Below are 12334 nucleotides of genomic sequence, written 5' to 3' on the forward strand. Positions count from 1 at the left end.
GCAGGCGTCAGTCTGCGACGAGCCTTGACACCCGCAGCCAGGGCCCCCAGGGATTGGCGCAGCCGATCAGCTGCACCGTGCGAGGTAGCTCAACAGCGGCCAGCCAGTGGTGCAGACCGGGTTCGAGCGTGATCACAGGCCAGGGGCGCTCGCCGGTGTCGAGAAGAAAGCCGCCGTTGCCATCGCTCTGCAGGCTGCCCTGGAACAGGCGTTCGTGGGGCTCCGCTGGGGCAACACCGGGATCCGTTGGCGCGGCGCCAAGCAGCTCGCCGCCCGGCGACAGGCGCTCGGGCGCGGCCAGCGCCGCGTGCTGGCGCAGGCGCCACTCGGGGTGATGCCAGGGGGTGTCCCAGAGCGGTAGCGGCCCGGCAGGCGCCTGCGGGTCGTTGATCAGAGCCTCCTGCAGTTGGCGCACCGGCAGCTCGGCCGTCAGCAGTGCGTGGGCCACGCACAACGCTGCCGCCGCTCCCGCCGCCTGGCCGATGTTGAGGATCAGCGGCTGCAGCCGGGTGGCACCGTTGGCCATGTGGCTGGTGCTGAAGGACTTGTCGGCGGCCAGCAGGTTGTCGAGGTCGGCGCACACCAGTGCGCCATAGGGAATCGTGAAGGGGGTGCCGCTCCAGCGTCCGCCCCAACGGCAGCTCTTCGGGGCCAGGGGCCAGTCAGGGCCGGGGTAGTGGTGATCGTTGGGGTAATTGCCCACGGCAATGGAGCTGATCGTCCCGTCTGGGCCGGTGGCCAGCGGGGCCAGGCGTGCCTCGGCTGTGCCGCCTGCGCAGGCCTGGGGCAACAGATCCCCTTCAGTGACAGTGGCCAGACCGTGCAGGCGCCGGCCCTCGCGCCAGTAGGGCATCAACGCCAAGGCCGAGGAGCCCTGCAGGGCCGCCGCTGCCGCCGCCTCCGGGAACACCGCCGCCGTCTTTATCCAGCCGTCACTGGCTTCGCCCAGGGCCGCAGCAAACGCGAGGCTGTGGGCGCGCATCTCCGCCTGCAGCGCCTGCTGCTGCTGCGGATCGGCGCTGAAGGCCCGCTCCAGGCCGTCGTGCCAGTCGTTGCCGTGCAAGGGCCAGTTCAGCATCACCAGCCCGCCCGGCAGGCGCCCATAGGTGAGCGTGCGCAGCAGGCCGTGGGCCTCGGTGGAGCCCGCGAAGGGTGGGGCCGGCGGCCGGCCGGAGGGGCAGGGGCCCTGCCCGAGCTGGCCCAGCACCACCCAGGTGGGCGACTGCACCGGCTGCCGTTGGAAGAAGGCGTCGGTCTCCAGCTGTTGCTGTGGCGGAGCGCTGGGTTCTCCCCACTGTTCGCGGGGTTCCCAGCCGCAGCGGAACGGCACCTCCGCCAGGGGCAGCAGATCGCCTCGGTCGCTGCCATCGATCAGCACCTCCAGAGCGATCGACTGGGGCTCGTGCTCCCGCTCGATCTCCACGGCGGTGACCCGCCGTCCCTGGCGCCGTACGCCGCGCAGCGTGCAGCACGGCCACCAGCGCAGGCGCGGTTCTGCCGCCACCCAGCCGCGCAGGATCCGTTCGGCCGTGGCCGGCCGCCAACCGAAGCAGCTCACCCAGTTGTGATCGAGCCCTTCGGCTTCCGCCTGCTGCAAGGCCCGCAGCAGCGCCCCCCAGAGACCGGTCTGCCAGGGGGTGAGCTCATTGCCGTCGGGCGCGCAGACCCCTGCAGCGCTCACCATTCCCCCCAGCCAGCCGCCGGGGGTGAGCAGCAGGGTGTCGGCGCCGGCGCGGGCCGCCTGCAGCGCCGCTGCCACGCCGCCGCTGCCACCGCCCCAGACCACCACCTGGGCTTGTTCCGTTGCGGCGCCCATCAGCGGCAACCGGGCAGCGGGAGGCGGTCACACAGAAGCAAGGCCATCGGCGGCAGGGCGGCTGGTGGGGAAAGGTTGTCAGAGTGCCCGAAAGTGCTGAGGCACCGCTGGCGGAAAGGCCGGCGCCAAGAGACTCTCGGTAGGATCCGTCGCCGGCGCAGGGCCGCTTTGGCGGGCCAGCGAGCCCTTGATCCCCGCCGAATGACCTACACGCTCACCACCCCCCTTTACTACGTCAACGACAAGCCGCACCTCGGCAGCGCTTACACGACCCTGGCCTGTGACGCCCTGGCCCGCTTCCAGCGCCTCCAGGGGGAACGGGTGATCTTCATCACCGGCTGCGACGAGCACGGCCTGAAGATCCAACGCACCGCCGAGCAGGCCGGGCTCACCCCCCAGGCCCACTGCGACCGCGTCAGCGCCCAGTACAGAGAGCTGTGGCAGGCGTGGGAGATCAGCAACGACCGCTTCATCCGCACCACTGATCCACGCCATCGCCAACTCGTGGATCAGTTCTTCAGGCGGGTCGAGGCCGCCGGCGACGTGGTGGAGGGCCGCCAGCAGGGCTGGTACTGCGTGGCCTGCGAGGAATTCAAGGACGAGGCCGCCAGTGCCGATTCACCCAACTGCAGCATTCACCACCGCCCGCTTGAGTGGCGCGATGAAACCAATCTCTTCTTCCGGCTCTCGCGCTACCAGCAGCCGATCGAGGAGCTGATCCGCCGTCCTGGCTTCATCGCCCCGCCCGGCCGGCAGAAGGAGGTGGAGAACTTCGTGCAGCAGGGCCTGCGCGATTTCTCGATCTCCCGCCTGAACGTGCCCTGGGGGCTGCCGGTGCCGGGCCATGAACCGCAGACGTTCTATGTGTGGTTCGATGCGCTGCTGGGCTACCTCACCGCCCTGCTGGAGCCGGGTGATGCCCCCGATCTCGATCTCCTCAGCCAGCGGGGCTGGCCGGCGTCGGTGCATGTGATCGGCAAGGACATCCTGCGTTTTCATGCCGTCTACTGGCCAGCGATGCTGCTGTCGGCTGGCCTGCCGCTGCCCGAGCGGGTGTTCGGCCACGGCTTTCTCACCCGTGAAGGGCAGAAGATGGGCAAGTCGCTGGGCAACGTGCTGGATCCCGCCACCTTGCTGGAGCGCTGTGGGCCCGATGCAGTGCGCTGGTATCTGCTGCGGGACATCGGCTTCGGCGACGACGGCGACTTTCAGCAGCAGCGCTTCACCGACCTGGTCAACAACGACCTGGCCAACACGATCGGCAACCTGCTCAACCGCACCTCCTCCATGGCGCGTCGCTGGTTCGCCGAGGCTGTGCCGCCGGTGAGCAGCGCCGTCACCGATCAGCATCCGCTGGCCCTGGCCAGCGCGGAGGCCACGCAGCGGGTGACGGCGGCACTGGAACGGCTTGATTTCCGCGCGGGGGCGGAGGCGGCGCTGCAGCTGGCGGTGGCCGCCAACGGCTACCTCAACGAGCAGGCCCCCTGGAGTCGCATGAAACGGCAGGAGGGGGTGGAGCAGGTGGCGGATGATCTCTACGCCGTGCTCGAGGCTGCCCGGATCGTGGCCCTGCTGATCGCCCCATTGCTGCCGGATCTGGCCGGGCGCATGCTGGTCCAGCTGGCGCAGGCCCCCGTGCTCAGCGGTGCGCCTGAGCCGGCCCCCGCCGGCGACCCCGCCAATCCGCCATGGAGCGAACGGCTGCGCTGGGGTGGCTTAGTGGCGGGCACACCCCTGCCTGAGCCGGCGCCGGTGATGGCCCGCCTTGAGCTGGAGGAAGCGCTTTGATCGCTTCCCGCTCCACACGCCGCAACGGCCTTCTGCTGCTGGTGCTGCTGCTTGGGGTGCCGTTGTTCGGTTGTGCGCGCAGCACCAGAACGCCGGCCAAACCGCAGCCGTTCGTGTTCCGCGCCCTCAACCTCCGCCAGCAGGATGCCAAGGGGCGACCCAGCTGGGAGCTGACCAGCCCTGAAGCCCGCTACGACCTGCAGCGCCGCGTGGCCACCGCCAGGCAACCGCGCGGTGTGATCTATGCGGCCGGCAAGCCGCGCTACCGCATCCAGGCCGGCAGCGGCACCGTGATCAACGACGGCGAGGTGATCCAGCTGGAGGGGAAGGTGAGCATCGTGGTGATCGGCCCCCAGGGCGCCACGATCACGGGCGATCGCGTCCGCTGGACGCCAGCCCGCTCCCTGATTGAGATCAGCGGGAGGCCCGTCGCCACCGACCGCTCCACCCGCCTGACGGCGGAGCGCGCCCGTTTCCTGATCGCCGAAGACAAGCTGGAACTGCGCGGATCTCCCCGTCTGCTCCAGCCGGGCCTCAACCTGCTCACCCGCGAAGCCGACTGGTATCCGCCGAGCGGCAATCTGAAGGCGGCCGGGCCGGTGCTGGCGCTGAGGCAGCAGCCCGGCAAGCCCGCCCAGCGCCTCACCGCATCAGCGCTGGAGGGCAACACGCGCGAGCAGGTGTTCGACGGGATCGCGCCGGTGCAGTTCCTCGATCCCGCCGCCAAGACGGAGATCGCCGCTGGGCGAACCCGCTGGAACCTGGAGAAGCAATGGATTTCCAGCGCCGAACCCTTCACGGGCCGCTTCGATCAGCTCACGGTGCGCGGCAAGGCACTGGAAGCGAATCTGGCGGACACCACGGCCTTCATCCCCGCCGGCTGCGATGTGCGCCAACCAGGCGAGTGGTTGAAGGCCAACGTCTGCCGGTGGAACTGGACCTCGAAAGAGGTTCAGGCCCAGGGGGCCGTGCGGCTGGAACGCGAGGCGAACCGGCAGATCACCCGCAGCGAGGCGCTCAGCGGCCAGGTGGGCAAAGACGGCACCGTTGAGTTCGTCAGTCCGGGGGCGCGGGTGTTCACCGAGCTCACGGTGCCGCCACGGGCGCCGGGCCCGGCGCGGAAGCGTCCTCCAGTGTCGTTCTGAGCTTGCGGGCCCAGCCCTCCACCCACAGTTCATCGGCGCGGCTGAAGCAACGTGGCGACCAGCCTGCGACCAGCAGCCAGCCCACCGCACCGATGGGTTGCACGATCACGGCCGGCGTGCCCAGCGGCAGGCCGGTGAACTCCTGGCGGCCGGGATAAAGGCGCAGGTCCACCAGCGACACGCAGCGCTCCGTCCGTCGGGCCCGCTCGCAGATTGCGCCCGGGAGGAAAGGCTCTTCAGCCAGCACCCCGCGGCGCAGAACCACCCGGCCCTGCCAGAACAGCAGCACGCTGGCGGCGGGCGTGGCGGTGAGCAGCATGTGGCTGCCCCAGGCGAGTTCCTGCCGGGCCAGGGGCGGGAGGGCCTCATCAAGTTCAATCCCCTGGGGCCCGGGCAACTCCACCCGCTCCGGTGCCGCCGGCAGGGCCCGTGTCCAGAGCACGGCCACCAGCATCAGGCCCACCGCCATCAGGCTGGCGAGCACGGCTGCCCGCTCCAGAGCGGGAGAAAGGTCGGGTGCCGTGAGCTGGTTGAGCAGGCAGAGCAGCAGGCCGAGCACTCCGGCAGCCAGGCAGAGCCGTGCCGGCGGCGGAAGACCGGCCATGGGGTTCTGGCGATTGGAGTACGAACGCTGACACATCAGGGCGCGACAGCAGGGCCTGCGGGCGGCAGACTGACGATCACAACCGTGAGGCCCGGTCTTTGCGTCTGCCGCTGCGTCTACTGGCTGCCATCACCGTGTTGCTGCTCCAGTTCCTGCCCGTAGCGGCGGCCTGGGCCGTCGGAGCCAGCGCCTATCCCGCTCTGCCCCAGCAGCACCTGATCGATCCCGCTGAGCTGTTCAGCAGGGCCACGGCGGTGGAGCTGGAACGCCGGCTCAAGGAGCTGCAGGCCGATCACATCGAAGCCCGCCTGGTCACGGTGCAGCGCCTCGACTACGGCCTTGATCTCGAGACCCTCGGCCAGCAATTGCTCGACCGCTGGGCCACCGCCTCCAGCGACGACTCCTCCCAGCTGATCCTGCTGATCGATTCGCAGACGAACACCGCCGCCGTGGTGGCCAGCGATACCCTGCTGGACCAGCTTCCTGAATCCCTGCTGCGCAACACCGCCGATCGCACCATGGCGATTCCAATGCGGCTGGGATCTCGCTACCGCCAGGCCTCACTCGATGCCCTCGATCGCATCACGGCCGTGCTGGCAGGAGGCGAAGACCCTGGCCCTCCGCTGGAGCAGGTGATCGTGCCGGTGGAGTCGAACATCCCCACCCAGGAGGAAACGGCCTCCAGCAATGGTTTCACCTGGATCGTCGTGCTGCTGGTGGTGGGCACGGTGGTGCCGATGCTCACCTGGTGGGTTTTCTCCCGCTGAGCACCCATGGGTCTGACCGACTGGATGGGAACCTTCGGGAAGGCCCGCACCAAGGATCTGCGTAGCAATCTGGAGCGCGCCTATGAGGCCGCCCTGCTGATCCAGAACATCGAGCTCGAATACTTCAACGACCGCCCTGTGCGGCCGGAGCTTGAGCTGAGCATGCCGGCGTCGGTGCAGGCGCAGATGATGCGGCGGTTTCGCAGTTCACTGGAGCTGTGCCGGCAGGTGGTGGAGGAACTCCAGCCCCGCCGCCACGAACTCGATCCCCAGGAGCTGCGGCAGTTCCAGCTGATTGAAGCAGTCGAAGGGCGCTACTCCAACCGCAAGCCACTCTCCACCCTCACCCGTTCACCGGAGTTGTTGCCCCGCAGCCTGATGGGGTTGATGGAGAAGGTGCAACGGCAGCTGGACCCCCAGGCGGAGGCCACTGTGGTGGCTGGCTTTCGCCGGCGCCGCGATTCCACACTGGTGTCGCTGCGCATCCTGCTGCTGCTGGTGCTGGTACCGCTGCTGATGCAGCAGGCCAGTCGCACCTTTGTCATTTCGCCGCTGGTCGACCGCTTCGCGCCTGACCTGCCCTTCCTCAGTTACCCCAAGCCGCAGCTTGAAGAGGCAGCTGTGGAGAAGCTGCGTGTATACAAAGCGGAGCTGGAATTCGATGCCCTGCTCAAGGGTGAAGACCTCCCCGATCCGGCAGCGATGCACAAGGCCCTGGCCAGCCGCGCCGCCGAACTGAAGGAAGAAGCGGATGGTCAGAGCACCCTGGCGATCAAGAACGTGCTGTCCGATGCCTTCGGGCTTCTCAGTTTCGGGCTGGTCTGCCTGCTGGCCCGTGAGGACATCCGGGTGCTGCGCGGCTTTCTGGACGAACAAGTGTATGGCCTGAGCGACAGTGCCAAGGCCTTTGCAATCATTCTTTTTACCGACATCTTCGTGGGATTTCACAGCCCGGAAGGCTGGACTGTGTTGCTGGATGGTGTAGCCACCCACCTGGGACTACCGGTGAGAGAGAACTTCGTGATGCTCTTCATCGCCACCTTCCCGGTGATTCTGGCCACGATCTTCAAGTATTGGATTTTCCGCTATCTCAACCGTGTGTCCCCATCTTCTGTGGCCACGCTGCGCAACATGAATGGCGGGGGCTGACGCCATGCTCACCCTGGTGACCGGTCCGAGCCGGAGCGGCAAGAGCCGCTGGGCCGAGCACCTGGCCCTGCGTTCGGGCCGGCCGGTCACCTACATCGCCACCGGCCCCCGCCTCGAGGGCGATGCCAGCTGGAGCGAGCGGCTGGCCCTGCACCGCCGCCGCCGGCCGGCCGACTGGCCCACCTGGGAGGTGGAAGGGCAGCTCAGCGCCGCGCTGGAGCAGGCGCCCGCTGAGCGACTGCTGCTGATCGACTCGCTCGGGACCTGGCTGGCGCACCACCTCGAACTGGACACAGGCGCCTGGGAGCAGGAACAGCAGCATCTGCTGTTGGCGTTGCAGCGTTGCCGCGCCGCCGCGCTGATCGTGTCTGAGGAGACTGGCTGGGGTGTGGTGCCCCCCACGGCGATCGGCGGGCGCTTCCGGGATCGGCTCGGGGCGCTGCAGCAAGAGCTGCTGCCCCGCTGCAACGAGGCCTGGCTGGTGGTGCACGGGCGGGCGATCGATCTGCTGCGGCTGAGCAGGCCGGTGCCGGAGCTCTGAGCCATGCCGCGCGTGGTGCTGTTTGAGCCGGAAATCCCACCGAACACCGGCAATGTGGCGCGCACCTGTGCGGCCACCGGCTGCGAGCTTCACCTGATCGAACCGCTGGGATTCCAGATCGATGACCGGCAGCTGAAGCGGGCGGGCCTGGACTATTGGCCCTGGGTACAGCTGCACCGCCACGCCAACCTGGTGAGCTTCGAGCAGCACCGCCGCAGGTGCGGTGGGCGCCTGGTGGCCTTCAGCAGCCAGGTGGACCAGCCCTACACCTCCTTCGCCTTCCGAGACGACGACTGGCTGCTGCATGGGCGTGAATCGAGCGGCCTGCCGCCGGATGTGCTGGCCGCCGCCGATGCCCGGCTCACCGTGCCGATGCCGGGCTCGGTGCGCAGCGGTGGTGGGGTGCGCAGCCTCAACCTCTCCGTGGCCGCCGCCGTGGTGTTGTTTGAGGCCATTCGCCAGTTGGGGACAGGGATCTCCAGCACCGCCAGGGACGCTTGAACCCCGTTCGCTCCAGCCTTCAGGTTGTCTAAAGGAGTTCAGGCCGCTACTGTCGGCGCGACCCGGGGGGTGGCGGCTTCTCCACCGGGTTTTGTCCAATGGGTGAATTTGCATGAAGCCTTCGCAACTGATCCTGCCTCTGATGGGAGCCCTCCCGGTTCTCTCTCTGGTGGCTGCTGCGGCCATCCCTGGCATCGCCGACTCCCGCTCCAGCGGGGTTGATGAGCTGTCTGCCGGCTTCGGGGATGCTCTGGGGCTGACGGCCGAACCCAAAGCGGTCCAGCAGCTCGCCTCGCTCCCCAAGGCCAGCGACAGGGTGTGGATCCAGGTGCGCGCAGAGGTCACCCTGGATGAGCTCGCTCAGCAGCTGCGCATCCAGGAAACGCCCCTGGCCCGCATGAATGATGTGACCGAAGACCACAGGTTCAGCCAGGGCGACTGGCTGGTGATCCCTGTACGGGACACAAACCGGGCCCGCAGCGTGGCCGCCCTCGATCCCGAGCAGATCCGGCGCTCCGCCCCGCTCTCCGAGCTGCCACCCCTGGAATCCACCGGAGTGGTGCGCTTTGGCGACAGCCTGATGAAGCTCGCCAAGCGCTACAACCTCACGATTCAGGAGCTGCTGCGGCTGAACCCCGGCCTAGAGGCCGCCCGGCTCGTGGCCGGTACCCAGGTGCGCCTGGCCCGTTCCGCACCCGGCCGCACCCGGATGGTGCTCGGGCTTAATCCCGTGGGCAGCGGCGGCCTCAGCTGGCCGGATCTCCCCTCCTTCGGTGGCCGTCCAGAGGTGGAGCAAGGCCCCACCCAGGGCGACACCACCTGGATCTGGCCCACCAGGGGAGTGTTCAGCTCCGGCTTCGGCTGGCGCTGGGGGCGCATGCACAAAGGCGTCGACATCGCCAACAACGTCGGCACGCCGATCATGGCCGCCCGCTCCGGCCAGGTGGTCTTTGCCGGCTGGCATGACGGCGGCTACGGCTACCTGGTGGAAATCCAGCACAGCGACGGCAGCAAGTCGCTCTACGCCCACAACAGCCGCCTGATGGTGAGAGTCGGCCAGATAGTGGGCCAGGGCACCGTGATCAGCTCGATGGGAAGCACCGGCCGCAGCACCGGGCCTCACCTTCACTTCGAGATCCATCCCCCCGGCCGTGGTGCCGTGAATCCCCTGGAATTCCTCCCCGGCCGCGCCTGAGACGCGCTGCACGGGAGGCGTCGGGCCGTCGTTTAAGCTCTCCACACAGGGCTCGGTAGCTCAGCTGGTTAGAGCGTGGGATTCATAACCCCAAGGTCGGGAGTTCAAGTCTCCCCCGAGCCATTGCCCTGAAAATCGATCCAACCCAGTGGTGGATCCGGTGGCACTTCAATTCTTTGCCATTAAGTTGGCGAGACTTTGTTGGCGCCTGAAGCTGGCGAGCTCAGCTGAGCGCTCTGCGCGGCTCGGCCAATGACTCAATCCCGGCGCTGCGTGCCGGGGCGTGCGAATCAGCCAGCACTCAAGTTGGGTCCGCATGAAAACGGGGTGGATTCCATCCGGGGTTGGTTCCATCCGCGGTGGGTTGAATGTGGGGTGCGTTCAATCCGCGGGGGGTCAATGTTGGGTGGGTTCCATGCGGGGTGAACGTGATCGTCTCTCTCGCTTCCTGAATCAACCTGCCGCTTTCTGACTCAGCGTCTCGCTTTCTGATTCAGGCTCTCGCTATCTGAGTCACCATCCCGCATCGCCTCGTGATCTCAGCGCATTTCGATGGCGTTCAGGCGCTCACGAAAGCTGGGGGCGGAATTGGCTGAAGCGGCTCCGTAATCCGAGGTGGTGTTCGCAGCCTCGCTGGCGCCACCACGGGCACCGGAGCGCCTTGAGGAGGATGAGGAACCACGGCCACGGCGTGCCGGGCTGCCATCGGCCTGGGGACGCTGAATCGGGTGGGAGACGATTTCGCTGCGCAGCTGGCTGAGCAGACGGAAATGCCCGGTGGCGTTGTACTTGCGAAGCAGGACGGGATCCCAGGACATCAGGGCAGGCAAAAGAAAAGGACCACCGAAACCGGGTGCGCTCCAGGCTGGCGTTCGGTGCTGCGGACAGGAGCTGACGAAGCAGCCTGCCACCTCACCTGCCTACCGCGCCAACAACCCCATTCAGGCATGCAGCCAGTGTTTTATGACAAAAGTTCTTGACCCGCTGCGCTTGGCCGGCAAGGGCTGCCCTGATCCGTCTGGCTGAGGCCCCTGCTGATCGGCAGCGAGCGCCACTGATCCGTGCCACGGCCGCTGCACACAGACAGCGCTGGATACAGTGATAGAGACGGCAGGAACACCGCGGCACACCTCCTTTCGCAGCTGCAATCTCCGGCTTCCGGCGTGATGCTGTCGCCGGCGGCCATAGCCTCCCCAACCTTCCCGTCCCTGAGCATCTCTCCGCCATGACGATCAACGCCTCCCTGCGCGTGGGTCAGCAGGCGCCCGACTTCACCGCCACCGCCGTGGTGGAGCAGGACTTCAGCGAAATCCAGCTGTCGCAGTACCGCGGCCGGTATGTGGTGCTGTTTTTCTATCCGCTCGATTTCACCTTCGTCTGCCCCACGGAGGTGACAGCCTTCAGCGATCGGCACGCAGAGTTCGCCGCACTTGGCGCTGAGGTGCTGGGCGTCTCAGTCGACAGCCAGTACAGCCACCTGGCCTGGATCCAGACCTCGCGCCAGGACGGTGGTGTCGGCGAAATCGCCTATCCGCTGGTGGCCGATCTCAGGAAGGAGATCGCCCGCGCCTACGGCGTGCTCGACGAGGAGGTCGGTGTGGCGCTGCGGGGCCTGTTCCTGATCGATCCGGACGGCATCGTGCAGCACGCCACCATCAACAATCTCTCGGTGGGCCGCAGCGTGGAAGAAACCCTGCGCGTGCTCAAGGCCTTCCAGCACGTGCAGGGGCACCCTGGCGAGGTGTGCCCCGCCAACTGGATGCCGGGCGCTGCGACCATGAAGCCCGACCCGGTCGGCAGCAAGGAGTACTTCGCCGCCCACGGCTGAGCTACCCCCTGCCACCGCCTTGGCGGTCAGCCCAGCAGCGAGGCCAGCAGGCGGGTGCCGTCGGTGCCGCCGGTGATCGGGTCGCAGGCCCGCTCCGGGTGGGGCATCAGACCCAGCACGTTGCCTTGGGCGTTGCAGAGGCCGGCGACATTCCCCACCGAACCGTTGGGGTTGGCGGCGTAACGCAGCACCACCCGGCCTTCCCACTCCAGCTCCGCCAGCGTGTCAGCGTCGGCCTGGAAGCAACCTTCGCCGTGGGCGATCGGCAGGCTGATCTGCTCACCTTCGCTGTAGTGGCGCAGCCACTGAGAGGCGCCCGGGTGCACCGTGAGCGGAGCCGCTTCACAGAGAAAGTGCAGCTGGCGGTTGCGCGTGAGCGCTCCGGGCAGCAGGCCCATTTCTGTGAGCACCTGGAAGCCGTTGCAGATGCCCAGCACCGGGCCGCCACGCGCCGCGAAGCTGGCCACTTCGCTCAACAGCGGCGAGACATGGGCAATGGCGCCGCAACGGAGATAGTCGCCATAGCTGAACCCGCCGGGCAGCACCACCGCATCGATGCCCTCCAGGCTCGACTCCTCGTGCCAGAGGAAGCGGGTGGGAATGCCGAGGCATCCTTCCGCCGCCCAGCGCACATCCCGGTCGCAGTTCGAACCGGGAAACACCACCACTCCGATCGTCATGACCCGGCGCCCTCCACGGGCTTGAGCTGCTCGAGGCACCAGTTCTCGATCACCGGATTGGCCAGCAGGCGATCGCTGAGCCGCTCGATCGTGCTGCGCGCGGCGTCGAGATCCGGCGCATCGAGTTCCACCTCCATCGCCTTGCCAATGCGCAGACGCGTGATGCCATCGACACCGAGCCGCTGGGCGGCGGCTCTGGTGGCTTCTCCTGCCGGATCGAGAACCGATGGTCTCAGGGAGACCAGCACACGGGCTTGAAAGCGGGGCACCGGCAGGGATGTCGTTTGTTAAATCTTGGCAGCTTGCCTCCCCCTCGGGAC

At 67.7% G+C, this 12334-nt stretch carries 13 protein-coding genes and 1 tRNA gene; 9 read left to right on the top strand and 5 right to left on the bottom strand.

The features are described 5' to 3' along the window. Window positions 1-7: 7 nt before the first annotated feature. Window positions 8-1816, bottom strand: a complete 1809-nt coding sequence (locus tag ACXMDP_RS10395) for an FAD-dependent oxidoreductase (protein ID WP_259730352.1) — start codon at window positions 1814-1816, stop codon at window positions 8-10. 201 nt (window positions 1817-2017) lie between these two features. Here ACXMDP_RS10395 and metG point away from each other — a divergent pair, with 201 nt between their 5' ends. Both metG and lptC read left to right on the top strand, forming a co-directional pair. After that, entirely contained in the window at window positions 2018-3604 is a 1587-nt protein-coding gene (metG, locus tag ACXMDP_RS10400; protein ID WP_259730351.1) for a methionine--tRNA ligase, read from the top strand. After that, complete coding sequence (gene lptC / locus ACXMDP_RS10405) at window positions 3601-4749, top strand: LPS export ABC transporter periplasmic protein LptC (RefSeq protein ID WP_259730350.1); 1149 nt, start codon at window positions 3601-3603, stop codon at window positions 4747-4749. The genes metG and lptC overlap by 4 nt, the downstream gene beginning before the upstream one ends. Here the strand turns inward: lptC and ACXMDP_RS10410 are convergent. Next, the gene (locus ACXMDP_RS10410; RefSeq protein ID WP_259730349.1) at window positions 4691-5353 is read right to left on the bottom strand and encodes a cofactor assembly of complex C subunit B; all 663 of its coding nucleotides are present in this window, start codon (window positions 5351-5353) and stop codon (window positions 4691-4693) included. The genes lptC and ACXMDP_RS10410 overlap by 59 nt on opposite strands. 98 nt (window positions 5354-5451) lie before the next feature. Here ACXMDP_RS10410 and psb32 point away from each other — a divergent pair, with 98 nt between their 5' ends. The 6 genes from psb32 to ACXMDP_RS10440 all read left to right on the top strand — a co-directional run bounded on the left by psb32 (window position 5452) and on the right by ACXMDP_RS10440 (window position 9629). Further along, a complete protein-coding gene (psb32, locus tag ACXMDP_RS10415) occupies window positions 5452-6120 on the top strand; it encodes a photosystem II repair protein Psb32 (RefSeq protein ID WP_311134150.1) in 669 nt (222 codons plus the stop codon). Window positions 6121-6126: 6 nt separating this feature from the next. Further along, complete coding sequence (gene pxcA, locus ACXMDP_RS10420; RefSeq protein WP_259730348.1) at window positions 6127-7269, top strand: proton extrusion protein PcxA; 1143 nt, start codon at window positions 6127-6129, stop codon at window positions 7267-7269. Then, on the top strand, window positions 7256-7810 hold the full coding sequence (gene cobU, locus ACXMDP_RS10425) for a bifunctional adenosylcobinamide kinase/adenosylcobinamide-phosphate guanylyltransferase (RefSeq protein ID WP_259730347.1): 555 nt from the start codon (window positions 7256-7258) through the stop codon (window positions 7808-7810). The genes pxcA and cobU overlap by 14 nt, the downstream gene beginning before the upstream one ends. A gap of 3 nt (window positions 7811-7813) precedes the next feature. Then, window positions 7814-8311, top strand: a complete 498-nt coding sequence (locus ACXMDP_RS10430) for a tRNA (cytidine(34)-2'-O)-methyltransferase (protein WP_094512869.1) — start codon at window positions 7814-7816, stop codon at window positions 8309-8311. A 142-nt stretch (window positions 8312-8453) separates the two neighbouring features. Further along, on the top strand, window positions 8454-9506 hold the full coding sequence (locus tag ACXMDP_RS10435) for a M23 family metallopeptidase (protein WP_259730346.1): 1053 nt from the start codon (window positions 8454-8456) through the stop codon (window positions 9504-9506). 49 nt (window positions 9507-9555) lie between these two features. Then, window positions 9556-9629, top strand: a tRNA-Met gene (locus ACXMDP_RS10440). 416 nt (window positions 9630-10045) lie between these two features. Here the strand turns inward: ACXMDP_RS10440 and ACXMDP_RS10445 are convergent. Beyond that, a complete protein-coding gene (locus tag ACXMDP_RS10445) occupies window positions 10046-10324 on the bottom strand; it encodes a hypothetical protein (RefSeq protein ID WP_144037006.1) in 279 nt (92 codons plus the stop codon). A gap of 407 nt (window positions 10325-10731) precedes the next feature. Between ACXMDP_RS10445 and ACXMDP_RS10450 the strand changes: the two genes are divergently transcribed. After that, window positions 10732-11334 (top strand): peroxiredoxin, encoded by a 603-nt coding sequence (locus ACXMDP_RS10450; RefSeq protein ID WP_259730345.1) that lies wholly within the window; start codon window positions 10732-10734, stop codon window positions 11332-11334. Between the two features lie 26 nt (window positions 11335-11360). Here ACXMDP_RS10450 and purQ read toward each other — a convergent pair whose 3' ends face one another. Together purQ and purS are read right to left on the bottom strand one after the other, a co-directional pair. Next, on the bottom strand, window positions 11361-12014 hold the full coding sequence (purQ, locus tag ACXMDP_RS10455) for a phosphoribosylformylglycinamidine synthase subunit PurQ (protein ID WP_259730344.1): 654 nt from the start codon (window positions 12012-12014) through the stop codon (window positions 11361-11363). Then, window positions 12011-12283: a phosphoribosylformylglycinamidine synthase subunit PurS gene (purS, locus tag ACXMDP_RS10460; protein ID WP_094512874.1), complete on the bottom strand. Its 273-nt coding sequence runs from the start codon at window positions 12281-12283 to the stop codon at window positions 12011-12013. The genes purQ and purS overlap by 4 nt, the downstream gene beginning before the upstream one ends. Window positions 12284-12334: the final 51 nt, after the last annotated feature.

The sequence above is a fragment of the Cyanobium sp. ULC065 genome (genome assembly GCF_977927515.1).

What these genes read in the sequence shown, in the direction of transcription:
- ACXMDP_RS10395 (WP_259730352.1), bottom strand. Translation starts at nt 1,816, where the DNA reads ATGGGCGCCGCAACGGAACAAGCCCAGGTGGTGGTCTGGGGCGGTGGC.
- cobU (WP_259730347.1), top strand. Translation starts at nt 7,256, where the DNA reads ATGGCGGGGGCTGACGCCATGCTCACCCTGGTGACCGGTCCGAGCCGG.
- purQ (WP_259730344.1), bottom strand. Translation starts at nt 12,014, where the DNA reads ATGACGATCGGAGTGGTGGTGTTTCCCGGTTCGAACTGCGACCGGGAT.
- ACXMDP_RS10445 (WP_144037006.1), bottom strand. Translation starts at nt 10,324, where the DNA reads ATGTCCTGGGATCCCGTCCTGCTTCGCAAGTACAACGCCACCGGGCAT.
- ACXMDP_RS10410 (WP_259730349.1), bottom strand. Translation starts at nt 5,353, where the DNA reads ATGGCCGGTCTTCCGCCGCCGGCACGGCTCTGCCTGGCTGCCGGAGTG.
- ACXMDP_RS10450 (WP_259730345.1), top strand. Translation starts at nt 10,732, where the DNA reads ATGACGATCAACGCCTCCCTGCGCGTGGGTCAGCAGGCGCCCGACTTC.
- ACXMDP_RS10435 (WP_259730346.1), top strand. Translation starts at nt 8,454, where the DNA reads ATGGGAGCCCTCCCGGTTCTCTCTCTGGTGGCTGCTGCGGCCATCCCT.
- metG (WP_259730351.1), top strand. Translation starts at nt 2,018, where the DNA reads ATGACCTACACGCTCACCACCCCCCTTTACTACGTCAACGACAAGCCG.
- ACXMDP_RS10430 (WP_094512869.1), top strand. Translation starts at nt 7,814, where the DNA reads ATGCCGCGCGTGGTGCTGTTTGAGCCGGAAATCCCACCGAACACCGGC.
- pxcA (WP_259730348.1), top strand. Translation starts at nt 6,127, where the DNA reads ATGGGTCTGACCGACTGGATGGGAACCTTCGGGAAGGCCCGCACCAAG.